Genomic DNA, 22,521 nt, shown 5'->3' on the forward strand with positions numbered 1-22,521 from the left:
GCCAAGCACTGCGCCTAAGCTCTTTATCTCATTTGCTACTCGTATTGAGGCTGGTTTAATCGCCAGTCATAATCAAAGCTCACTTTACCTGAAAAGCCCTTTAGTTCAGGGCGGTATAGTACCAGGTAAGCAAGTACTTGCTTTTCCCCGCCAAAATCCACAGCAAACCAGTCGTAAATAGAAGATAACTGTAGGTTGTTTCCTTGTAATCGAACGCCCTTATCACTGTTTATAAAGCCTACTGCGGCTTGCTCAAGCAGCGCTTCACGGTTGCGTGCGGTAAAGGCTTGTGGTTGCAGGTTAGGACAACCAAGGCTTGCACAGTTGACCGCATAGTGGGTTCGAGGATCATTCCATATAGGACGCAATATCCGATGCTCAATATCATTTAAACTAACATCCTGTCCTTGAATGCTAATTAACTTATCTCCCCATGGACCAAAACTAAATAAGCCGCCTAACTTGGTAATGGATTTAACCGGATATGCCTGAAGAATCAGATCTACGGTAAGGGCGTTGTATAAATTAACCCAGTACGCGTATTGCTCAGCTTTGGTATAGGTTGTTGGGTCTATGCTGGTCAATGAGTGTAAATAACCTTGTAGATTGGCTCTGTCCTGCTTGCTGACCTTAGCGTAGCTAAAGAGTGTGTACTCACCTTGGGTTACTAGGTACTTGTCTAACAGAGTTTGCCAAGCTTGGTGGTTAAGCCCTGTATTCGTGCCTTGTTTATTCCAGTAAGGCCAAAGCTCTGATTTTGGCGCAGCTAGGGATGAGAATGAAAGGCATGCCATAAGTAAGCATAGATAACGCATTGTTTTCTCCATAAAAAAAGGCCGTGTAATTACACGACCTTTTTAGTATGAACTTTATTTCACCTTTGATGAAATTAGCGCATGAAGCTTGGGATGCTGTGTTCGTACTCTGTGATCTTATCTACATGTTGCAAGGTTAGACCAATATTGTCTAAGCCATTTAGCAGGCAGTGGCGACGAAACTCATCAATCTCGAAAGAGTATTGTTTCGCGTCTGCTGTTACGGTCATTGCTTCTAGATCAACCGTGACCTGTGCGCCTTCGTTGTGCTGTACATAGGTAAATATTTCATCTACCTCTTGTTCGCTCAAGCGTACCGGTACCATCTGGTTGTTGATCGAGTTGCCATAGAATATATCGGCAAAACTTGGTGCAATCATTACCGTAATACCGTAGTCAGCCAGTGCCCATGGAGCATGTTCACGAGAGGAGCCGCAGCCAAAGTTTTCACGAGCTAGCAAAATACTTGCACCTTGATATCTTGGTGCGTTCATAATGAACTCTGGGTTCGGTTGTTGACCTGCGTCATCGAGGAAGCGCCAGTCATGGAATAGGTGCTTACCAAAGCCGGTTCGAGTTACTTTTTGTAAGAACTGCTTAGGAATGATGGCATCCGTATCAACGTTTGCTGCGTCTAGAGGAACGACTAACCCTGTGTGTTGCTTAAAACCAGACATTTGTTTCCCTTACTGTTCAAATTCACGAATATCGACGAAGTGACCGGCAATTGCTGCCGCTGCTGCCATCGCTGGGCTGACTAGATGAGTACGACCCTCACGACCTTGGCGACCTTCGAAGTTACGGTTGCTGGTTGATGCGCAGCGTTCTTGAGGACCTAGTCGGTCGTTGTTCATTGCCAAGCACATAGAGCAACCTGGTAGTCGCCACTCAAAGCCAGCATCAAGGAAGATTTTATCTAGTCCCTCAGATTCAGCCTGTGCTTTAACCTGTTCAGAGCCCGGAACAATAAGAGCTTGCACATGGCTGGCGACTTGACGTCCTTTGGCTATTTGAGCTGCCGCTCGCATATCTTCGATACGAGAGTTGGTGCAAGAGCCAACAAACACCTTATCGATTTTATAGTCTTTAAGTGAAGTGCCGCCGGTTAGTCCCATATACGCAAGGGCTTTCTCGGCTGAGGTTTTCTCAACTGGATCGGAAAAGCTTTCTGGAGTTGGGATTGGGGTATCAACCGAGATAACTTGGCCAGGGTTAGTTCCCCAGGTGATCTGTGGCTTTATCTCGCTTGCCTCTAAGGTGACAACTGCGTCGAATTGAGCGTCGCTATCACTGTGTAATGTAGACCAGTACTCAACTGCCGCATCCCAATCTTCAGCTTTAGGTGCGAACTTACGACCTTTGATATAATCAAAAGTGGTTTGATCAGGTGCGATTAAACCCGCTTTAGCGCCAAGCTCGATTGCCATGTTGCACACTGTCATACGTCCTTCCATAGAAAGGTCAGTGATAGCTTCACCGCAGAATTCCACCACATAGCCAGTGCCGCCGGCAGCGGTGGTTTTTCCTATGATAGCTAATACGATGTCTTTGGCGGTAATGCCTGGTGCAACCTTGCCTTTAACTTCAATCTTCATGGTTTTAGCACGAGATTGCTTTAGGGTTTGTGTAGCAAGTACGTGCTCAACCTCAGAGGTACCAATACCAAAGGCAATCGAACCAAATGCCCCGTGGGTTGCGGTATGAGAATCACCACACACTATGGTCATGCCAGGTAGGGTGATACCCAGTTCTGGCCCCATAACATGAACGATCCCTTGATATTTGTGGTTAAGGTCATATAAACGAACGCCGAATTCACCACAGTTATGAGATAGGGTTTCCATCTGAATACGCGCCATCTCACCAGAGGCATTTATGTCTTTGGTGGTGGTAGAGACGTTGTGATCCATAGTGGCGAAGGTCTTTTCTGTTTGGCGTACACGGCGGCCTTTTTCTCGCAAGCCATCAAAAGCTTGTGGTGAGGTTACTTCATGTACCAGATGACGATCGATATATAGAATTGGGTTTTCGCCTTCAGCCTCAACTACGATATGTGCATCGTAGACTTTTTCATATAGGGTTTTAGCCATGATTGATTCCTTACGCGCCCAAGATGTATTGAGCAATCTTGTCGCCCATTTCAGATGTGGTTAGAGCTGTATTTTTGCCCGCTAGGTCTGCGGTTAGTTCACCTGCAGATAGTGCTTTACTTACTGCCGTTTCGATATCTTTTGCTGCGGCTTCTTCACCTAAGCTGTAGCGAAGCATCAATGCCGCCGATAGGATTTGAGCTACTGGGTTAGCAATGTTTTTGCCTGCAATATCAGGAGCACTGCCGCCTGCCGGTTCGTAGAGACCAAAGTTGCTTTCATTTAAGCTGGCAGACGGAAGCATGCCCATTGAGCCTGTAATCATGGCACATTCATCAGAGAGGATGTCGCCGAAGATATTAGAACACAACATGATATCGAATTGAGACGGGTCTTTGATAAGTTGCATGGTCGCGTTATCGATGTACATATGGTTCAAGGTAATATCTGGATAGTCTTTAGCGACTTCTTCTACCACTTCACGCCATAAAATAGAGCTCTGAAGTACATTTGCTTTATCGATAGAGTAAACATTTTTGTTGCGTAAACGAGCGGATTCAAATGCGATACGAGCGATACGCTCAATCTCATAGCGATGATAAACCTCGGTATCAAACGCTTTCTCATTTGCGCCTTCACCCTCACGTCCTTTTGGTTGGCCGAAGTAGATGCCACCGGTTAGTTCACGAACCACAACGATATTAAAACCGCGCTCTGAGATATCGGCGCGCAGAGGGGAGAAACCCTCTAAGCCATTGTGGATCTGTGCTGGACGCAAGTTACAAAACAGTTGGAAGTGTTTACGTAGCGGAAGAAGTGCGCCTCGCTCAGGTTGTTCATTAGGTGGTAGATTTTCCCACTTCGGGCCGCCTACAGAGCCGAACAAAATCGCATTTGAATCCTCACACCCCTTTAAGGTGTGTGGTGGTAGCGGAGAGCCATGGTTGTCGATAGCGATACCGCCCACGTCATATTCTGTACGCGCTAGCTTGATTGCATGCTTTTGTTCGATTGCATCTAGTACTTTGTGAGCTTGTTGCATTACCTCTGGGCCAATGCCGTCACCAGGTAATACTGCGATGTTGTAAGTTTTATCTACCATGAAATAGGCTTCCTATAAAATAAGCTAGAACGTCCCCTCAATTGAGGGGATGAAATTTAAACGGTTTCAGCGAGTTTATTCTGTTTTATCTCTTCAATTTGGTCAGCGCGATGAATGCTATTGATTACATGTAATAGAGCCTGACCTGAAGCTTCAACGATATCGGTGGATATACCCGTACCGTGATATTTTCGACCTTTATAATTAGCGATAATGTCGGCTTGGCCTAGGCCATCTTCACCTTCACCTTTGGCGGTTAAGTCAAACTTATCAAGCACGATATCGTAGCCAGTAACACGGTAAATACATTGATAAAGAGCATCAACAGGGCCATTACCAACCGCAGCTTCACTCATCTCTTCATCACCGCATAAAAGCTTAATGCTGGTGGTCGCCATGATACTGCCTGACTGGACGCTTAGATATTTTAGCTTAAAGAAATCATCTTCATCGCGCAGGTTTGCGAAGTGCATTAGCGCTTCAAGGTCATAGTCAAACACCTGTCCCTTGCGGTCTGCAAGTTTCAAAAAGTCTGCATATAGGGTGTCTAGGTTATATTCTTCTTCACGATAACCCATAGTTTCCATATGGCTCTTCACGGCGGCGCGACCAGAGCGACTGGTTAGGTTCAAGGCTTGGTTTTTAAGGCCAATTGACTCAGGGGTCATGATTTCGTAAGTATTTTTGTTCTTTAGCATGCCATCTTGGTGAATGCCTGATGAATGGCTAAATGCGTTGCTACCAACAATGGCCTTATTGCTTTGAATCGGCATGTTACATAGCTGACTAACAAGCTTGCTGGTGCGATGGATTTCATTGTGTTTGATATTGGAAGATACATTCAATAGGCTTTCGCGAGTCTTAATTATCATCGCAACTTCTTCAAGTGAGCAGTTACCTGCACGCTCTCCGATACCATTGATTGTGCCTTCAACCTGACGAGCACCAGCTTGCACCGCGGCAATTGAGTTGGCAACTGACATACCTAAGTCATCATGGCAGTGCACTGAGATGATAGCCTTATCGATGTTCGGTACGCGGTTAAATAGGGTCTGGATAATGCCACCAAATTCATTTGGTACCGTATACCCAACCGTATCTGGGATATTGATGGTATTAGCCCCAGCGTTGATAGCGGCTTCAACCATACGGCATAGGTTGTCAATAGGGGTTCGACCAGCATCTTCACAAGAGAATTCTACGTCATCGGTGTAGTTTCTGGCATGTTTGACCGCATTGACCCCCATTTCAATAACATCATCATAACTGCGTCGAAGCTTATCTTGAACGTGAATAGTTGAAGTAGAGATGAAGGTATGGATACGGAACTGTTCAGCAACCTTTAGCGCTTCGGCCGCCGCGTCAATATCTTTAGCGACAGCTCGCGATAGACCACAAATACGTGAGTTTTTGATGTTTTTAGCTATGGTCTGAACTGACTCAAAATCGCCTGGTGATGATACCGGAAAGCCAGCTTCAATGACGTCTACGCCCAATCGCTCTAGAGCATATGCGATTTGTAGCTTTTCTTTGACAGTAAGACTCGCAGACAGTGCTTGCTCACCATCACGTAACGTTGTGTCAAAGATAATGACCTGATCACTCATGTTGACTTCCTTATGCTGTTGTCCAGTTCAAATACAAAAAAACCCGCAATCAATGTGCGGGTTTCTATATTGATGGTGGTATTTTTCATCCACTAGCTACCCGCGTGATTAAGTCACGATGAGGAGGAGGAGTAGGGTTGAGAAAGTACCAAAGTTCATTTGTATAAACGTTCCATCAAGTAAGTTAATAGAGTAATACCGTACTTTTTATGCAGTCGTCAAGTATAATGGAAATAAATTTTGCAAATTTAGTACTAGGTTGGATTATAAGTTAGAAAATATGCATCACTAATAATGAGTTAGAGCTAATGCCTGATTAGATTGGTCTCAGATTGGTTGTACAAGGTATGATATATGCTTTGGCCTAATTGATGATTTCCGAAAAAATAATTGGTCAATGTATGCTGAATAATTATCTCGCCGCGTGACGGTTTGCTGAACTATGAGACTAAGCAATGAAAATAAGTAAAAAGCTATTATTTTTCCCAGCGTTAGCTGTCGGAGTTATTGTTTTAATTATCATGATGGAGACTCGTCCAGAGGTTGCAACTAAACCAGCAGGAGACCGCTCTAAGGTGGTTGAGGTTATGCCACTGCATCTACAACCTATGGCGCCGAAAATCATTGGTTTTGGCAAGGTGGCACCGAAGTTTGAGTGGAAGGCGATTGCTGAGGTTTCAGGTAAGGTCGTGTATCGTCACCCATCTTTAGAGCGTGGGCGTATCTTGCCAAAGGGAACGGAAGTACTACGTATTGATCCCCTTGATTATGAACTGAAACTGACTCAAGCAAAAGCAGACCTGAGCTCAAGCGAAACGCAATTGAAGAAACTCTCTTTAGAACATAAAAACCGTCAAAGCAGTATAAAAATAGAGCGTTCTCGTTTGTTGCTAACCAAGAAAGAGCTTCAAAGAAAACAAGATCTTAGACTGAAAAAAGTAGCATCTCAATCCGATGTAGACTCTCAGCAGCAAACCTATCTTGCCCAGCAAAAAGTAGTGCAGGATATTGAAAATCAATTAGCACTCTATCCCGATGAAAAGCAGGTTGCACAGACCTTGGTTAAGGTCAATCAATCTAAGGTGCAAGAAGCGCAAACAAAACTAGCCAAAACCTCGGTCGTATTACCTCAAGACCTTCGTATTTCTGAGGTGGGCATTGAGCTTAATCAGGTAGTTAATCAACAACAAGAAATGTTGTCTGCGCAAGGTTTAGATACGATGGAGGTTGAGGCTCAACTGTCTATCCATGATGTGCAAAGGCTAGTAGGAAGTATCTCTAATCTAACCCGCGATGCTGTGGGTTCACCTTTGCCAAGCATTGAAAAACTGAAGGCTCAGGTAACCTTATCAAGTGGTAACCTCGAGGCCACTTGGCCTGCAAAAGTTGCGCGTATTTCAGACTCGATAGATCCCAGCCAAGCGACTGCTGGCGTGATTCTAGAGATCTCACAAGACTATAAGCAGCTTAATGAAAAATCAGGCCCACCATTAGTCAGTGGAATGTTGGTTCGAGCGCAAATAGAAGGAATGGCTTCCCCAAGCTGGATTATTCCAGAGAGAGCCTTACATGGAGATAAAGTATATCTATTTAAGAACAGCAAATTAGTGATTTTACCGGTTACGATTAAATACCGTCGAGAGCAAAAGGTGGTGATTGATGGTGATATCAAAGACGGCGATCAATTGATCCTTAATGATCTACTGCCTGCTATTTCAGGGATGTCATTGAAGCTTGAGGAACAACCGGAGGATAAAGCGTGATTCGTTTTTTCTCTAGACACCCAACGGCAGCTAATTTATTAATGCTACTGCTATTGTTGGTGGGGTTGCTTGCTTTGCCAACCATCAAGCGTGAGACATTTCCTGAGTTTTCTCCCCCTTATATTATGGCGACTATCGTCTATCCTGGTGCTTCTCCGATGGAGGTTGAGGAGAGCCTATGTGTACGCCTAGAAGATGCGATTGATGGATTATCCAATATTGAAGAGACAACCTGTGAGGCGGTTGAAGGCAGTGCAAGCCTAATTCTGAAACTAGATGATGGTGCAGATATTGGCCGAATGCTAGTGGATGTACAAACACAGATAAATGCAATTAATGACTTTCCTGACCAGATTGAGTCGCCAATTGTTCAAGAACTCGATTGGAATGAGCCCGTAATTGATATTGCAATTACCGCGAATACAACTTGGCCAGAGTTAAAGGCGTATGCAGAAAAATTAAAGCGTACTCTAAAGCTTGATTATGGTGTGTCTTTGGTCAATGTTTCGGGGTTCTCGGAACATGAGTACCGCGTGGAATTAAATGCTCAAGCTATGCGCCAATTGGGGCTTACGGTGAGTGATATCGCTCAGCAGATAGGTAAGCAAAACGTAAAATTACCCAGTGGCAGTGTTGAAACGCCAGATAAGAATTTCTTAATTCGTTTTGATGAGCGCAAAATCACACCAACTCAATTAGAAAGTATTGTTATAGGCTCAGGCAGCAATGGCTCGTTAATACATCTGCGTGATGTAGCAACTATTACCGACCGTTTTGAATTAGATGAACAAAAAGTATTGTTCGATGGCAAGCCATCGGCAATTTTAAAGGTAAGTAAAAACAAAGAAGATGACGCACTGCGAATTAAAGACCAAGTGGTTAAATTTGTTCATGATCAGCGAGAAATCGCGCCTGATGGCGTCACGATAGAGACTACTAACGACCTTTCTTCGGTACTATGGGACCGACTTACTATGATGGTAGAGAATGGTGGGCAGGGGATCGTGTTGGTCTTCTTTACCATGTGGTTGTTCTTTAGTTTGCGTTACTCTTTCTGGGTTGCCGCCGGCTTACCCGTAGCCTTCCTTGGTGGCATATTCTTAATGTCTAATCTGGGGATCTCTATCAACGTTATGTCGCTGGTCGGTTTGCTGATGGCAATAGGTATCATGATGGATGACGCCATTGTTATCGCTGAATCTATCGCCTCCCATCTAGATAAAGGAGAGGAGATTGATGATGCAGTTTATAACGGGGTGCGTAAGGTATTTCCGGGAGTCCTATCCTCATTCTTAACCACGATATGTATCTTTGGTAGTCTGCTGTTTTTAGATGGAGAGATGGGAGCAGTACTTAAAGCCGTGCCACAGGTATTGATACTGGTACTGTCGCTGAGTTTGGTTGAAGCCTTTCTAATTCTACCTCACCACCTAGCGCACTCATTACATTCGAAAAAGAAAGAGCGTCCTGATCTGCGCTTTAAACAGGTGTTTCTGGAAAAGTTTGAACACTTTAGGAACCATACCTTAGTCAACGCTGTCGATAAGGCGGTAGAGTACCGCTATTTATTTATGGGAGGGGTTGTTGCCGCGCTGCTGATCTCAATTTCTTTATTGGTAGGCGGACACCTCAAATTCGTCCCATTCCCTGATTTGGAAGGTGATATTGCCGAGGCTCGCATTATCTTACCTCCAGGTTCATCATTGAGTCAGACCGAAGTGGTTGTCGATAAGTTGATTGCTTCAGCTAAAAGGCTAGACCAGCAGCTCACTAAAGATGTTGAAAATGGCACACCATTAGTCCAGCACATTACTGCCAGCTTCAATAGCAATGCGGATGCCAACGAATCTGGTCCTCACCTAGCAACGGTTCGCCTTGATCTACTCGGAGCTGAGCTGCGTAATACGCGCATTGATGATTTCGTTGCAGCGTGGCGCAAAGATGTTGGCGAGCTTGCAACCCCAATTTCTTTAGTATTTAAAGAGCCTACCATGGGACCAGGTGGACGAGCGATTGAGATCCGTTTGCAGCATGATGACTTGAAGCAATTAAAGGCGGCATCCATCGATATTCAATCTTACCTCAATGAGTTTGATGGGGTACACGGTGTGCTTGATGATATGCGGATGGGTAAAGAAGAGGTGTTGGTAAAACTTCGCCCAGGGGCCGAAGTCTACGGCGTTAATGGACAGATGATAGCTAACCAGTTGCGGGCTGCCTTTTATGGACAGACTGCTGATGAGATACAGGTTGGGGTTGAAAACATCAAGATTGAAGTGCGCCTTGATAAGCGAGTAGCAGGCGATCTCGATCGTTTATCTAACTTTCCTATTATTATGCCGAGCGGCGCTCAGATCCCTCTATCAAGTATTGCTAGCTTTGATTTTCAAAGAAACTATGTACGTATAGAGAGAGTAAACGGCTTAAGAACAGTAAGTGTATTTGCCGATCTGGATACCTCGAAAGCAAGTTCAGGAGAGATCATCTCAACCTTTATCAAGCAAGAGATGCCTAAGCTCAAACAGAAGTATCCAGGGATTCGCTTTGACTTCGAGGGGGAGTCTAAAGATTCAGCCAAAACCGGTTCGTCTATGGGGAAAGGCTTCTTGGTTGGTTTGTTCGGGGTGTTCGCTATCTTGAGCTATCAATTCCGCAGTTATTTAGAGCCCTTTGTGGTTATGCTGGCGATACCTTTGGCATTTATCGGGGTTATATGGGGGCACTTTCTACTTGGGCACAACATGAGCATGCCAAGTATGATGGGGTTTGTTTCTCTGGCGGGGATTGTTGTCAATGACTCCATATTGTTGGTGCAATATATACGGCATCATATAGATGAAGGAGATAGCGTGCATGAGTCCGTTGTTAAAGCGAGTCGTGAGCGCTTTAGAGCGGTGTTTATCACCTCAATGACAACTGCCGCAGGCTTGTTACCACTGCTACTTGAAACCAGCCTTCAGGCTCAGATTATTCAGCCGCTGGTTATTTCGATTGTATTTGGTATCTTTGCTTCGACCGTATTAGTGCTATTTATGGTGCCATGCGCCTACGCAATATTGGCAGATTTTGGCAAGGTTACTAAGCATGAAAACCTATCGATATAATTAGACTTGCAATGAGTTATTACGACTAGAGGACAGGCTACGGCCTGTCTTTTTTTTATGATTCATAAAAGTTTTTTGGAACTGTAATATTGCTGAGGGGAAAACGTCACCTCTTTGTCATTTGCGATGCCTAACTTGGTCAATAGGTTATAGCAAAGAACGAAGAGGAACATATGAGTAGTATCGAAACACATTCAATTACACGCATTAATCCTATCGTAAGGTTTGATCTTGCCTTTTCTCATTTGTGTGTTGGGCATAAATATGTTCGCCAAGTTGGACAATTTAGTCGCGCAGTTTCGCATACAGGGGATGGGCATCTATATCCGATATTGGCCGCTATAGCGTGGTTAATCGAGCCCGTTGAAGGGCGATTATTATTGATATGTAGTTTGCTTGCTTTTGCGATTGAACTGCCGATCTATTGGGTGACGAAGAATATCTTTCGTCGACGTCGACCGCATAATTTGTCTGCAAAAATTATCAATCTTATTGAGCCGTCTGATAGGTATAGTTTGCCGTCAGGACACACTGCTGCAGCCACCATCATGGCAGTACTCGCCGGCTTCTTTTTTCCGAGTTTAATACCATTTGTTGCGCTATGGGCGGCAATGATTGCTATGTCTCGAATTTTATTAGGTGTGCATTTCTTTAGTGACATTGTTGTAGGGGTGGGCTTAGGGGTATTTAGCGCATTCACTGCCATTTCGATTATTGGAGTATAAATTGAAGATTCTTTATGGTGTCCAAGGGACTGGAAATGGTCATATCGCACGAGCAAGAGCGATGGCTAAGGCTTTAAAGCGTACTAAGGGTGTTGAAGTGGACTTTGCGTTCTCAGGAAGAGATAAGCACAAGTATTTCTCTATGGATATATTTGATGACTATCGAACCTTCGGCGGCCTATCGTTTAATGCAAACCGCGGTAAGATTGATTATCTAAAAACCGCAACTAACAATAACTTGATAGGTTTATTTCAAGACATCAATCAAACCAAGGTTAAAGATTATGACCTTGTTCTGAATGATTTTGAGCCGGTCACCGCTTGGGCGGCAAAAAAGCAAGGGGTACCTTGTATTAGTATTAGCCATCAAAATGCTTTTCGATACCATGTACCAAAGAAAGAGTATGGATTGATGGATAAAACGATCATTCATCATTTTGCACCCGCCGATTTTCATTTGGGATTACATTGGTACCATTTTGACCAACCTATTTTACCTCCAATAGTTAACATTGAGGTAGATAGCCAAATCACTGAACAAGATTTTGTTCTAGTTTACTTGCCGTTTGAAGACCTTAAGCAGGTAAGTGAATTACTGAAAAAATTTGGAGAGTACCAATTTCGTTGCTATCACCCTGATGTGCACATCATGCATGAAGACCATAATATTCAATTTTCCCCACTCTCCGTTCAAGGGTTTCAAAAAGACCTATTTGCTTGCCATGGTGTGATTGCTAATGGCGGATTTGAGTTGCCATCAGAAGCACTCAGCCTTGGAAAAAAACTGCTATTGAAGCCACTAGATGGGCAGTTTGAACAGCAAAGCAATGTCGCAACGATTGACCATTTAGGTTTGGGGCGAGCAATGCTTGAGCTTGCGCCTTCCATTGTTCGCAGTTGGTTGGAAGAAGATAAACCTGATCCTATATTGTATCCAGATGTGGCCGGTGCAATTTCAGATTGGGTTATAGAAGGAAAGTGGGATCAGCAACAAAGCCTTAGTGATAAGCTGTGGAAACAGGTCGATTTTCCCAGTCACTGCACTCATTTAATGGATTGATAATACGAGCGAAGCATGCCTTAAATTGAAGGGGGGATGGGTTGAAAATACCTCATAGCTCGATCGTTATCGCGTCATCAATGGGAACATTGTTCCCATTTTAGGTTGAATAATCTAATTTAGAACTTTTTATGCGCTGTTTAAGTCGTTGTTTTGAAAGGTATCGTGTGAGTGGTGGCTAAAATATACTGATTCTTTGTCAATTTGTTTGGAGCTGGTTTTCTTTTGCCAGATAGTAGAGGGGTTGATTATTCATCAGGTTGATGATGATGAGATAGCTTGACGTTCCGTTCAGGTAGTTGACCACAATGATCCTACTATAAAGAGACTGACAATATGTTGACTAGCAATACCATACACCAAGCGACTAAAGGAGTTTGTCGAGAGAACCACTTGCGTGGTGTCGATCTAAACCTATTAACGGTTTTCGATGCTGTAATGCAAGAGCAAAATATCACCCGTGCTGCCCACAACCTCAATATGTCACAGCCGGCAGTGAGTAACGCCGTGGCAAGGTTAAAAGTGATGTTTCAAGATGAACTGTTTATGAGGCAAGGTCGAGGTATCGCTCCGACGTTGAGAGCACGTCAGCTATTTGGTCCTGTGCGTCAGGCCTTACAGCTAGTAAAGAATGAGTTGCCAGGGGCGAGCTTTGAGCCCGCAACCTCATCGAGAACATTCTCGGTTGCGATTTGTACGCCAAATGATGTGCGCTTTGCTCCAAGGTTAATGCGTGATATTGGTAAGCAAGCCCCACAAGTGAATCTTAAATTAGATTCATTAACTGGCAGCACTATGGAAGAGAAGCTTCAATATCAAGACATCGATTTCGTTATTGATTATGTGAAGTTTGAGAAAGAAGGCTTTGTTAGTACAGAGATTTTCACTGATGAGTTGGTGGTAGTGTGTTCCAATCAGCACCCTCGTCTCGGCCAGTCTAGTGGCATCTCAATAGAGCAGTTCCAAAATGAAAAGCATGCGCGATTATCTTCTGTAAATGGCCTGCTTAACTTTAATGAATTGATCTATCGTAATCTTAGCTGTGAGGTTGCGTACCAAGGCGCAACGCTAGGTAATTTGATAGCGGTAGCGGCTCAGTCAGAGTTGATCTGCGCTGTACCAAGTTGGATTACTGAATATTTCCCAGCGAGTTTGGGTATACATACCCTCACTTATCCAAAGCAGGACAACCAAGTAAAGGCTTATCTAACTTGGCATGAGTCAACTCAGAAAGATAACGCACATGTATGGATTAAAGACCAGCTAATGCGCATTTGTTCGGAAGTCGCCACAGAAAAAGACGCACTTTCAGTATAGAGACTTTCAGCATAGAGGTCGCTAATTAGTATAGGAAGGCACTGTTAGGGAGACTGGCAGTGCTTTTTTATATGCAAAACGACACATTGACTATGCTAAAAGGGATATAAATAACGTGGTTTGAGTCTCAATTTATATAGAGTGAGGCAATAATGGAATTGCGTTTTTCTTGCTCGGATGTAGACTAGGGCGTCAATTCAGCTTACAAGTGTAAGCCATGAGGTAGAGTTATGAGCATCAAAGAGTTCCATATTGTTAAAAATGTCCGCCAACGTACCATAGATGGTGGAGATAGAGTCGCCCTTAAACACAAAGTTCAAGGGACTTGGCTTGATATATCATGGACGCAACTTGGTCAGCAAATGGATGCTGTTTCATTAGCTTTGATAGCTCAAGGCCTGAGTGTGCAAGATAAAGTTGGTATCAACTCTAATAACATGCCCAAATGGAGCATGGCAGATTTAGGATCTTTGCAGGCTCGCCTGGTAACTGTACCTATCTATCCAACTAATACCGCTGAGCAGTCTGCTTACGTGCTTGAAAACGCCGATGTGAAGATTTTATTTGCTGGCGAGCAAGAGCAATTTGACTCAGCAGTGTCTATTTTTGATCGATGTCCTCAGCTACAGCTTATTGTTGCTATGAGTGACAATGTTGATCTTGGTGATCATCAACATGTTCTAAGCTGGAATGCCTTTATTGAACAAGGTCAACAAGCGGTAATAGATAATCCAGAGCTTCAACAGGATTTTTTACAGCGTATTGACGACGCTAACCTTGATGATCTTGTGACCCTGATTTATACCTCAGGTACTACAGGTCAACCGAAAGGAGTTATGCTCGATTACGCAAACTTTGCCTACCAATTACAAGGGCATGTAGAGCGCCTTAATTTAACTCAAGACGATGTCTCATTGTGTTTCTTGCCTTTGTCGCATGTATTTGAGCGGGCGTGGACAATGTATGTCCTGTATACCGGTGCGACCAACTGCTACTTAATTGATACCATGCAGGTGCGTGAAGCCTTGGGTGAAGTGAAACCAACGGTTATGTGCGCAGTACCACGCTTTTATGAGAAGATTTTCTCAGCGATTCATGAAAAAGTTTCTCACGCCTCTTTTGTTAAAAAAGCGATGTTTACTTGGGCTGTTAATATGGGTGCGAGAATGGCCCTTTGTCACCAAGAGCAACGCAAGCCTTCATTAATGCTTAAGAAAAGTCACGCCCTTGCCGACAAATTGGTATTAAGTAAGTTGCGTGAACTGCTAGGTGGCCGTATTAAAATCATGCCATGTGGTGGTGCAAAGCTGGATCAGACCATAGGTAGATTTTTTCACGCCTTAGGCCTAAATGTTAAGCTGGGTTACGGTATGACCGAGACGACAGCGACTGTATCTTGCTGGGATGAGCCAATGTTTAATCCTGATTCTATCGGTACCTCAATGCCGGGTGCTCAGGTGAAGATTGGCGAACAAAATGAGATTTTAGTCCGTGGACCAATGGTGATGCGCGGCTACTATAAATTACCAGAAGAAACGGCCAAGACCTTCGACAGCAATGGCTTTCTTAAAACCGGTGATGCGGGGCATTTTGATGAAGATGGTAACCTATTTATTACTGATAGAATCAAAGAGTTAATGAAGACATCGGGAGGTAAATATATCGCGCCTCAAGTTGTCGAGGGTACCATTGGTAAAGACCACTTTATCGAACAGATTGCAGTGATTGCTGATACTCGTAAGTTTGTGTCTGCCTTGATAGTGCCAAGCTTTGAGGCGCTAGAAGAGCACGCTAAAGAGCTGAATATTAAATATCACGATAAAGTTGAGCTACTGAAAAATAGCCAAATTGTCGAGATGCTTGAATCACGCGTTGCTGAGTTACAACAAAACCTAGCTAAGTTTGAGCAAGTTAAGAAATTTAAGCTGCTACCTAAGGCGTTCTCAATGGAGAAAGGGGAGTTAACCCCAACCCAAAAACTGCGTAGAAAGGTTATTAACGACCGCTATCAAGATGAGATTGAAGAGATGTATGAAGATGGCGCGAAGGGCAAGAAAAAGCCTAAGCAGTAAATTACATATCTTTCCAATATAAAGCCCGCTGACAATGCATTTTGTCAGCGGGCTTTTTTATTGCGTTGCATATATCACACCCGCTTGATTATGAAACTTACCTTACTGCAATCATGTTAATAAAATGTATTTTTTACGTAGACATATATGGAAAAAAAACGGTATGGTAATTAGGTTATTTTAAGTCTGCTATGGCTGGCTTAAAAACATAGTCAGAACAGGCTTCATGTGTCACTTGTGGACGATGAGGCGAGGATTTCACTGTTAGGCTACGAATAAGCCCTAAACTATGTAAAACCGCACGTTGTGTTCACCCAATACACCCGTGTCGGTAAGGAGAAATTAATGGAAATGCTATCTGGTGCAGAGATGGTCGTCCAGTCATTGATTGAAGAGCAAGTTGAGCAAATCTTTGGCTATCCCGGCGGTTCGGTTCTTGATATCTATGATGCCTTGCATGCCAAAGCAGATAAGATCAAACACTTACTAGTACGACACGAGCAAGCGGCTACACACATGGCTGATGGCTACGCACGCTCAACAGGGAAACCTGGTGTGGTCTTGGTTTGCTCAGGTCCTGGTGCAACCAATACCATTACCGGTATTGCAACAGCATACATGGACTCTATCCCTATGGTCGTTATCTCAGGGAATGTGCCAAATAATCTTATCGGCAATGATGCATTTCAAGAATGTGATATCGTTGGTGTATCTCGTCCTGTGGTTAAACATAGCTTTTTGGTTAAATCGACGGAAGATATCCCTGAAACTATAAAAAAAGCATTCTATATTGCTTCTACTGGCCGCCCTGGACCGGTAGTTATTGATCTGCCTAAAGATATATTAAACCCTCTTATTAAGCTTCCATATCAATACCCAGAAGCGATTAAGATGCGCTCTTATAATCCGACTACAACCGGGCACAAAGGGCAGATCAAGAAAGCGCTAAAAGCGCTATTAGAGGCAAAGAAACCGGTACTGTATGTTGGTGGTGGAGCGGTTATCTCACAATCAGATGAATACCTTCTTCAGCTAGCAGAAGAGTTGAGTATTCCGGTAGTGAGTACCCTTATGGGGCTGGGAGCATTTCCTGGAACGCACCGCAATTCGCTCGGCATGCTTGGCATGCACGGAACCTATGAAGCGAATATGGCGATGCATGAAGCCGATCTTATATTTGGTGTAGGTGTGCGCTTTGATGACCGAACTACAAATAACCTAGAAAAATACTGTCCTAATGCCAAGGTTATTCATATTGATATCGACCCATCATCTATATCAAAGAATGTGCGTGTGGATTTGCCTATTGTTGGCTCGGCAGAGAAGGTCTTACAGAGCCTAACATCGCTATTGGTGTCCCAAGAAGAGCGTAATGATAAAGCCGCATTAGATAGTTGGTGGAGTGATATTGAGGTATGGCGTGCTAAGCAGTGTTTGTCCTATCAGACCTCGCCGGATCGAATTAAGCCACAACAGGTGATTGAAACCCTGCATAAGTTGACCAAGGGGGATGCTTATGTTGCTTCTGATGTAGGGCAGCATCAGATGTTTGCGGCGCTGTACTATCCATTTAATAAGTCTCGACGTTGGATTAACTCTGGCGGCTTAGGCACTATGGGCTTTGGCTTGCCTGCGGGGATGGGAGTGAAGTTTGCTCACCCTGAAGAAGAGGTTGTAGTCGTAACCGGAGATGGCAGTATTCAGATGAATATTCAGGAGCTATCGACAGCTCTACAATATGATATCCCAGTTAAAATTATTAACCTAAACAATCGCTTTTTAGGCATGGTGAAGCAGTGGCAAGATATCATCTATCAAGGTCGTCACTCTAACTCTTATATGAGCTCTGTACCTGATTTTGCTGCAATTGCGGAAGCTTATGGTCATGTTGGGATACGTATTCAAACCCCTGACGAGCTGGAATCTGGGCTTGAGAAAGCACTGGCATTAAAAGATCGCTTGGTATTTGTTGATATCAGTGTCGATGAGACTGAGCATGTCTACCCAATGCAGATCAAAGGGGAAGGTATGGATAAAATGTGGTTAAGCAAGACGGAGAGAACCTAACATGAAACACATTATTTCGTTGTTACTGGAGAACCAGCCGGGTTCACTGTCTCGAGTAGTAGGCTTGTTTTCTCAGCGTGGTTATAACATTGAATCTTTGACCGTATCTCCGACCGATGATGAGACCCTATCTCGCCTGAATATCACAACTGAAACCAACGAGCTTCAGCTAGAGCAGATTCAAAAACAACTGCATAAGCTAATTGATGTGCTTAAAGTGCAAGAGGTGACAGAGTTCGAGCATATTGAACGTGAGTTAATGATGGTCAAGCTCAAGGCTTCCGGTCTTGCACGTGCAGAGGTAAAGCGTACAGCTGATATCTTCCGTGGCCAGATTGTTGATGTTACGACCTCTCAGTATACGGTTCAGCTTGCAGGGACCAGTGAGAAATTGGATGCCTTTATTAAGGCTGTATCCGAAGCAACTGAGGTTATTGAGGTTGCGCGAAGTGGCGTAGTTGGCATCGCGAGAGGCGATCGCACATTGCGCACATAATCCTAGATTACATCGTTATATAATCTTAAGAGGCTACTTCTGAAAGGAAGTGGCTTTTTTAGTGAAAAAATTTGAAGTCTCACAGAGGCTCGGTGTAAACGCCTTGATTGATTGAAATTTAACCTATAAAATTCGTGTGAATATTAATCGCCCAGACGGAAACGGAATTGTGCTCTGGTGACTAAAAGAGGCGAGTTGATGCTAAAAAGTGCATTTGTTAGGTTGATAGTTGGGGGCTTGATGCTTCTGGGAATAAGCGTTAATCCAGTTTACTTTCTGCCGATGGTGTTGCTAATGAATACCCACAGAAGCGAATTATTTGCTTACTAAAAACAAAAAAGAGAGCCGCTAGGCTCTCTTTTAGTATCTGACTTGAACTGTAATTACAGTACGTGTACAGATGCTGTGTTAGTAGTACCTGAAGCAACTAGAGCACCAGAAACCATAACTACGATATCGCCTTTCTTACCAAAACCAGCGTTAAGAACGTATTCTTTACCGTTTTTGTAGAATGCGTCAGTGCTGTCGATAGAATCAACAAGAACTGGACGAACACCCTTAGTAAGAACTAGCTGTGCAGCTGTCTTAGAGTTAGTTGTTAGAGCAACAATGCTTGCAGTTGGGAAGTACTTACGTACAGAACGTGCAGACTTGCCGCCTTTAGTAGCAACGATGATTAGAGGAGCCGCTAGCTTCTCAGCAGTGTCTACTGCGCCTTTACATACTGCTTCAGTGATGCGTAGACGTGGGCTATCAAGACGAGAACCTAGTTCAGCTTTAAGCGCGCCGTCAGTACGGTTAGCGATTTGAGCCATGATAGTAACAGCTTCAACAGGGTACTTACCTTTAGCAGTTTCACCAGAAAGCATTACTGCATCAGTACCATCCATGATTGCGTTTGCAACGTCACCCGCTTCTGCGCGAGTTGGACGTGGGTTTTGAATCATAGAATCAAGCATTTGAGTTGCAGTGATAACCATCTTACGAGCGCGGTTACACTTCTCAATCATCATCTTCTGAGCGAAGATTACTTCTTCAGCTGGGATTTCAACACCTAGGTCGCCACGAGCAACCATGATGCCGTCAGAAGCTTCAAGGATAGCGTCGAAGTTATCAACACCTTCTTGGTTTTCGATTTTAGAGATGATGTGGATGTTTTCGCCACCGTTAGCATTTAGAAGCTCACGGATTTCTTTAACGTCTTCTTCTTTACGGATGAAAGAAGCTGCAACGAAATCAACGCCTTGCTCACAACCAAACTTCAGGTCAGCTTTGTCTTTCTCAGAAAGAGCAGGAAGTTGAACAGAAACGCCAGGAAGGTTAACACCTTTGTTTTCGCCTAGTGCGCCGTTGTTAAGAACTTTACACTTAACTTCAGTTGCAGTAGTAGAAAGCACTTCCATCTCAATTAGACCGTCGTCTACTAGGATAGTGTTACCAGTTGCAAGGTCTGCTGGGAAGCCAGTATAAGTAACAGCAACAATATCTTTGTTACCAATTACTGAAGCGTCAGTAGTGAATGTGAATTCTTGACCAGCTACTAGGTCAACATCATTGCCGCCTTCTAGCTTGATAGTACGGATTTCAGGACCTTTAGTATCCAGTAGGATAGCTAGTTGTTTACCTGCGTTTGCCATTACGGTGCGGAAATTTACGATACGTGCAGAGTGTTCTGCGAAATCACCGTGAGAGAAGTTCAAACGCATTACGTTCATACCAGCGTTTACAAGTTCAGTTAGCTTCTCTACAGACTCTGTTTTAGGGCCAATCGTACATACGATTTTGGTCTTTTTCATGGAAAATACTCTCCGGTAAGTATTATATAAATTCAAATAGGATACTGCCGAGCATATTACTTCATTTGTAATTAAATTACAAAATTTAGATCATATGGCTATCATGCTGTCTGTTTATACTCAGTAATATCCTGATACAGTAATTGAGTAAAAATAGCTTATAAAACAGCCTTTATGCTAATTTTAAAGCGGATAATCTCTTATTTTCTCGTTTGTACGTTAAAAGTAATGTGCAAGGCGACAAAAATATAAAATGTAATAAAATTTCTTGATGGTGTCAGATTCTAACACCTTGCGAGATTGAATTCACGGTTGAGATTTGTCTTAGAACAAGGTTTTAGCTCAAAATAATTATTTTTAACAATGAAATAAATCCTCAGTGAGATTTTGCAAGATATTGGACTAAATATGCATGATATAGTCCCTGTTAATTGTCGGGGTTGTAGGAATAAATATGCTAAAACTAGTTATCATAGGCACCAGCTGGATCACTGAACGTTTCGTGCGTGCCGCGTTAGATACCAACAAGTTCGAATTGTACGGGGTCTATTCCCGAAATAAGGACTCTGCTCAAGCATTCGCTGACAAATTCTCAACCTCCCGCATCTATACAGACCTCGAGCAAGTGGCATTAAGTGAGGCAGATTGTATCTATGTCGCCAGCCCCAACTCTTACCATGCACCTCAGACAATGTTGATGTTGGAAGCGGGTAAGCATGTGGTTGTCGAAAAACCAATGGCGAGCACTGCGGCACTTGCTCAGCAGATGTTTGAGGTAGCAGAAAAAAATAATGCAGTATTATTCGAGGCTTATATGTCTGAATATTTACCAAACTTTCAGGTACTGCGAGATAACCTATCTAAGCTAGGTAAAATTCGAAAGGCGAATATCAACTATTGCCAGTATTCTTCTCGCTATCAAAAGTATCTCGATGGTGAAAATCCAAATACCTTTAATCCTGACTTTTCAAATGGGTCGATTATGGATATTGGCTTTTATTGTGTTTCAGCTACGGTTGCATTGTTTGGTGAGCCACTATCGCTGAAAGCGAATGCTGTAAAGCTGGCTTCAGGGGTTGATGGGCATGGTAGCGTTATCTTTAACTACGGAGAGTTTGATGTTGTTGTGACGCATTCAAAGGTTAATGACAGTTTCTTAGCCAGTGAGATTCAGGGGGAGGCATCAAGCCTACAGGTCGATATGATCGCCTTATGCAATACAGTTACGCTACATCAAAGAGACCAAGCTCCTCAGAATTTGAGCGTGGATCAACACTCAAATCCCATGTATTACGAAGCGCTTAAGTTTGCCGAAAGGGTCAATCAAGGAGAGATTAATCCTCAAGATAAGCAGCGCTCTTTAATCGTCTCAAAATTATTAACTGAGATACGTCGACAGACCGGGGTTGTATTCCCTGCGGATTAAAGATAAAGCAGAACGGTAGGTTTTGGTTAACCAAGCTTTAATAGTAATTAGATCATGATGATCTTTTTACTATTAAGCACTCTAGGCTACTGAGTATTCGCATGTGGAGTATGGTAGGCTAATCCCATACTGTAAGTGATATGGAGCATTGTTATGCAGCAATCTTATCGTTACCCTATTGGTACTGTGGGGCAAAAATGGACACACAAAGAGGTGCAACAATGGCGTGATAGCCGTGTTGTGCAGCGTTCGTATCAAGATGATGTGCTAGTAAAAATAGAACAAGTAAGTGATGCATTTGAGCGTATTCAATATGGCGAACTTAACTATCAATCTGGTAAGTACCCTCTATTTGGGTTCACATCTAAGGGCTGGGATAACAGCAAACCCACTGTCTTGGTGACCGGAGGTGTACACGGTTATGAAACCTCTGGCGTTCACGGATCCTTGTTGTTTTTAAAAGATAAGGCAGAACAGTACCTCGACAGCTTTAACTTGATTGTTGTGCCGTGCGTTTCACCGTGGGGTTATGAGATCATTAATCGCTGGAATCCAGATGCTGTTGATCCGAACCGCTCTTTTGTTGCCAATAGCCCAGCGCCTGAATCTGCATTGGTGATGCAGTTTGTGCAGGGTCTAGGCGTTGATATATTAGCTCATATTGACCTGCATGAGACCACAGATAGTGATGAGCAAGAGTTTCGCCCAGCTCTTGCGGCTAGAGACGGTATCGAGTTTTCAGCAGGCTCAATTCCCGATGGCTTTTATACCGTTGGGGATACAAATAACCCTCAGCCTGAATTGCAAAAGGCGGTTATTGAATCGGTTTCTAAGGTGACTCACATTGCACCCGCCGATCCTGACGGAACGATTATCGGCTCCCCTGTAGTTCAGTTTGGTGTGATTAACTATCCGCTACAAAAGCTTGGTTTATGTGCTGGCTTTACTGGAGCGCAATACACCACCACAACGGAGGTGTATCCAGATAGTAATAAGGCGACAGCGCAGCAGTGCAATCTTGCTCAGGTAGCCGCTATTTGCGGTATGTTGGATTATCTGCGCACTGTTTTGTAGCTATTAG

General features: G+C 43.6%; 16 protein-coding genes. 10 read left to right on the plus strand and 6 right to left on the minus strand.

The genetic code is table 11. The annotated features are described in order from the left end of the window. Positions 1–35: 35 nt before the first annotated feature. The 5 genes from OCU28_RS01340 to leuA all read right to left on the minus strand — a co-directional run bounded on the left by OCU28_RS01340 (position 36) and on the right by leuA (position 5,614). Complete coding sequence (locus OCU28_RS01340) at positions 36–815, minus strand: DUF547 domain-containing protein (RefSeq protein ID WP_261816581.1); 780 nt, start codon at positions 813–815, stop codon at positions 36–38. Between the two features lie 74 nt (positions 816–889). Next, positions 890–1,492, minus strand: coding sequence for a 3-isopropylmalate dehydratase small subunit (gene leuD, locus OCU28_RS01345; protein WP_261816582.1), 603 nt, complete (start codon positions 1,490–1,492; stop codon positions 890–892). 9 nt (positions 1,493–1,501) lie between these two features. Then, positions 1,502–2,905: a 3-isopropylmalate dehydratase large subunit gene (gene leuC, locus OCU28_RS01350; RefSeq protein WP_261816583.1), complete on the minus strand. Its 1,404-nt coding sequence runs from the start codon at positions 2,903–2,905 to the stop codon at positions 1,502–1,504. Between the two features lie 10 nt (positions 2,906–2,915). Then, positions 2,916–4,007: a 3-isopropylmalate dehydrogenase gene (leuB, locus tag OCU28_RS01355; RefSeq protein ID WP_261816584.1), complete on the minus strand. Its 1,092-nt coding sequence runs from the start codon at positions 4,005–4,007 to the stop codon at positions 2,916–2,918. A gap of 56 nt (positions 4,008–4,063) precedes the next feature. Then, a complete protein-coding gene (gene leuA / locus OCU28_RS01360) occupies positions 4,064–5,614 on the minus strand; it encodes a 2-isopropylmalate synthase (protein WP_261816585.1) in 1,551 nt (516 codons plus the stop codon). Positions 5,615–6,069: 455 nt separating this feature from the next. Between leuA and OCU28_RS01365 the strand changes: the two genes are divergently transcribed. The 8 genes from OCU28_RS01365 (at position 6,070) to ilvN (ending at position 18,218) form a co-directional block, all read left to right on the plus strand. Beyond that, entirely contained in the window at positions 6,070–7,377 is a 1,308-nt protein-coding gene (locus tag OCU28_RS01365; RefSeq protein WP_261816586.1) for an efflux RND transporter periplasmic adaptor subunit, read from the plus strand. Next, entirely contained in the window at positions 7,374–10,481 is a 3,108-nt protein-coding gene (locus OCU28_RS01370) for an efflux RND transporter permease subunit (RefSeq protein ID WP_261816587.1), read from the plus strand. The genes OCU28_RS01365 and OCU28_RS01370 overlap by 4 nt, the downstream gene beginning before the upstream one ends. A gap of 173 nt (positions 10,482–10,654) precedes the next feature. Then, positions 10,655–11,206, plus strand: a complete 552-nt coding sequence (locus OCU28_RS01375) for a phosphatase PAP2 family protein (RefSeq protein WP_261816588.1) — start codon at positions 10,655–10,657, stop codon at positions 11,204–11,206. A 1-nt stretch (position 11,207) separates the two neighbouring features. Next, the gene (locus OCU28_RS01380) at positions 11,208–12,266 is read left to right on the plus strand and encodes an MJ1255/VC2487 family glycosyltransferase (protein WP_261816589.1); all 1,059 of its coding nucleotides are present in this window, start codon (positions 11,208–11,210) and stop codon (positions 12,264–12,266) included. 336 nt (positions 12,267–12,602) lie between these two features. After that, entirely contained in the window at positions 12,603–13,583 is a 981-nt protein-coding gene (gene leuO / locus OCU28_RS01385) for a transcriptional regulator LeuO (RefSeq protein ID WP_261816590.1), read from the plus strand. Positions 13,584–13,813: 230 nt separating this feature from the next. Further along, entirely contained in the window at positions 13,814–15,655 is a 1,842-nt protein-coding gene (locus tag OCU28_RS01390; RefSeq protein ID WP_261816591.1) for an AMP-dependent synthetase/ligase, read from the plus strand. A gap of 345 nt (positions 15,656–16,000) precedes the next feature. Next, positions 16,001–17,722, plus strand: a complete 1,722-nt coding sequence (locus OCU28_RS01395; protein WP_261816592.1) for an acetolactate synthase 3 large subunit — start codon at positions 16,001–16,003, stop codon at positions 17,720–17,722. A 1-nt stretch (position 17,723) separates the two neighbouring features. Beyond that, entirely contained in the window at positions 17,724–18,218 is a 495-nt protein-coding gene (ilvN, locus tag OCU28_RS01400; RefSeq protein ID WP_261816593.1) for an acetolactate synthase small subunit, read from the plus strand. A 383-nt stretch (positions 18,219–18,601) separates the two neighbouring features. Here ilvN and pykF read toward each other — a convergent pair whose 3' ends face one another. Then, complete coding sequence (pykF, locus tag OCU28_RS01405) at positions 18,602–20,014, minus strand: pyruvate kinase PykF (protein ID WP_261816594.1); 1,413 nt, start codon at positions 20,012–20,014, stop codon at positions 18,602–18,604. A 430-nt stretch (positions 20,015–20,444) separates the two neighbouring features. On the opposite strand from pykF, the gene OCU28_RS01410 reads away from it, so the two are divergent. Further along, positions 20,445–21,440, plus strand: coding sequence for a Gfo/Idh/MocA family protein (locus tag OCU28_RS01410; RefSeq protein ID WP_261817406.1), 996 nt, complete (start codon positions 20,445–20,447; stop codon positions 21,438–21,440). Positions 21,441–21,593: 153 nt separating this feature from the next. After that, complete coding sequence (locus tag OCU28_RS01415; protein ID WP_261816595.1) at positions 21,594–22,514, plus strand: M14 family metallopeptidase; 921 nt, start codon at positions 21,594–21,596, stop codon at positions 22,512–22,514. Positions 22,515–22,521 lie beyond the last annotated feature (7 nt).

Source organism: Vibrio gallicus (assembly GCF_024346875.1).
Lineage (GTDB): Bacteria > Pseudomonadota > Gammaproteobacteria > Enterobacterales > Vibrionaceae > Vibrio > Vibrio gallicus.

Bases quoted from the DNA above. Each gene is read 5' to 3' on its own strand.
- OCU28_RS01340 (WP_261816581.1), bottom strand. From the start codon at position 815: ATGCGTTATCTATGCTTACTTATGGCATGCCTTTCATTCTCATCCCTA.
- leuD (WP_261816582.1), bottom strand. From the start codon at position 1,492: ATGTCTGGTTTTAAGCAACACACAGGGTTAGTCGTTCCTCTAGACGCA.
- leuC (WP_261816583.1), bottom strand. From the start codon at position 2,905: ATGGCTAAAACCCTATATGAAAAAGTCTACGATGCACATATCGTAGTT.
- leuB (WP_261816584.1), bottom strand. From the start codon at position 4,007: ATGGTAGATAAAACTTACAACATCGCAGTATTACCTGGTGACGGCATT.
- leuA (WP_261816585.1), bottom strand. From the start codon at position 5,614: ATGAGTGATCAGGTCATTATCTTTGACACAACGTTACGTGATGGTGAG.
- OCU28_RS01365 (WP_261816586.1), top strand. From the start codon at position 6,070: ATGAAAATAAGTAAAAAGCTATTATTTTTCCCAGCGTTAGCTGTCGGA.
- OCU28_RS01375 (WP_261816588.1), top strand. From the start codon at position 10,655: ATGAGTAGTATCGAAACACATTCAATTACACGCATTAATCCTATCGTA.
- leuO (WP_261816590.1), top strand. From the start codon at position 12,603: ATGTTGACTAGCAATACCATACACCAAGCGACTAAAGGAGTTTGTCGA.
- OCU28_RS01390 (WP_261816591.1), top strand. From the start codon at position 13,814: ATGAGCATCAAAGAGTTCCATATTGTTAAAAATGTCCGCCAACGTACC.
- OCU28_RS01395 (WP_261816592.1), top strand. From the start codon at position 16,001: ATGGAAATGCTATCTGGTGCAGAGATGGTCGTCCAGTCATTGATTGAA.
- ilvN (WP_261816593.1), top strand. From the start codon at position 17,724: ATGAAACACATTATTTCGTTGTTACTGGAGAACCAGCCGGGTTCACTG.
- pykF (WP_261816594.1), bottom strand. From the start codon at position 20,014: ATGAAAAAGACCAAAATCGTATGTACGATTGGCCCTAAAACAGAGTCT.
- OCU28_RS01415 (WP_261816595.1), top strand. From the start codon at position 21,594: ATGCAGCAATCTTATCGTTACCCTATTGGTACTGTGGGGCAAAAATGG.